Below are 1,169 nucleotides of genomic sequence, written 5' to 3'. Positions count from 1 at the left end.
GTTCGGAATCCACGCCGCAGGAGTACCTTGACTTCCTTGCAGATCGGAAGATCAAAACGATCATAGCCGGAAGGGACCGGATCGATATGCTGGCAGCCATGGAAGCGTTGCAGGTACAGCACGGGGTCGCAACCGTGCGGGTTGACAGCGGCGGCACGCTCAACAGCGTGATGCTCGCGACCGGCCTTGTCACCGAGGTGAGCGTGCTGATTCACCCGTTCCTTGCCGGTGGTCGCCCCGATCCAACCGTCTTCGACCCGGAGAAGGCCGGGATCCGCGGGTTGCAGGTGCCCCTCCGGCTGAAAAGCCACGAGGTGATGGATGGCGGGCTCCTCTGGGTACGCTACGTCCCGCAGCAGTAACCCCCCTCTGTTCATGGATATCGATCGCCCGGGTCGCCACGGTTCCTCCTCGCGATCCCTCATCTTTATTATCCGGCTGAACCTATGCCCGGTATACCGGACACCCCCCCCAGGACCCGGTCTCCATGGCCGGGGCGGTGTTCGCTGGAGATTCTTGTGATGCCGACCATCGCACCCCTGGCACATATCGTCACGCTGACCATCCGTGTCAGGCCCGCATTCATCGATCGGATGCGGGTCATCGCCCATGAGCTGCTCGTTTCGTCCCGCAAGGAAGACGGCTGCATTATCTATCTTACCGCGGAATCAACAGAAACCGGGGGTCTCTTCCTGATAACGTCGGTCTGGCGGGACCAGCAGGCGTATGAAACGCACCGGTATTCACCGTATGTCCGGGCGTTCGAGAGCCAGATCGCCCCGGAAGTACTGCACGGTGCGGCCTCGTCAAAAACGTGGCGGAATCTTGGGTAAGAACGAAAAAAAGAGGCGGGATTATCCCCAGCCGTTGAGCTCGGTAATGACCTCGCCCTCATCGGTCTTCATCGAGTACTTGACAAAAGTCGGGACGCCCGGGGCAGTCCAGTAGTACAGGGTCTCGCCCTGGGTGGTCACCGCATACTTGGATGCAGTCGGGTAGGTGCCGGCAGGAACGCTGACCGGCTCGATCGTGACGAACCTGAACTGGACATCGGAAGCGACCTCGTTGGGGTTTGAAGATGCCTCGCCTGAAGCGGATGCCGAGCAGTCCATGGTCATCCCGCTCATGCCTTCCATGCCTGCGCCTTCAAACCGCATCGAGCAGGTGCC

3 protein-coding genes are annotated in these 1,169 nt (G+C 60.7%); 2 read left to right on the top strand and 1 reads right to left on the bottom strand.

The window, feature by feature from the left end:
- Together CW742_RS14180 and CW742_RS14175 are read left to right on the top strand one after the other, a co-directional pair.
- Positions 1 to 362: dihydrofolate reductase family protein (locus CW742_RS14180; RefSeq protein WP_292421492.1), on the top strand; the 362-nt coding region annotated here is incomplete at its 5' end.
- A gap of 159 nt (positions 363 to 521) precedes the next feature.
- Positions 522 to 833, top strand: coding sequence for a putative quinol monooxygenase (locus tag CW742_RS14175; protein ID WP_292421490.1), 312 nt, complete (start codon positions 522 to 524; stop codon positions 831 to 833).
- 21 nt (positions 834 to 854) lie between these two features.
- Here CW742_RS14175 and CW742_RS14170 read toward each other — a convergent pair.
- On the bottom strand, positions 855 to 1,169 hold a 315-nt coding region (locus tag CW742_RS14170; protein WP_292421488.1), incomplete at its 5' end, for a hypothetical protein.

Origin of the sequence: Methanoregula sp., from assembly GCF_002835825.1 — an archaeon.
In the GTDB taxonomy this organism is placed as follows: domain Archaea; phylum Halobacteriota; class Methanomicrobia; order Methanomicrobiales; family Methanospirillaceae; genus Methanoregula.
Note: the sequence above shows the minus strand (reverse complement) of the source record. Positions and strands in the feature narration are given on the sequence as shown.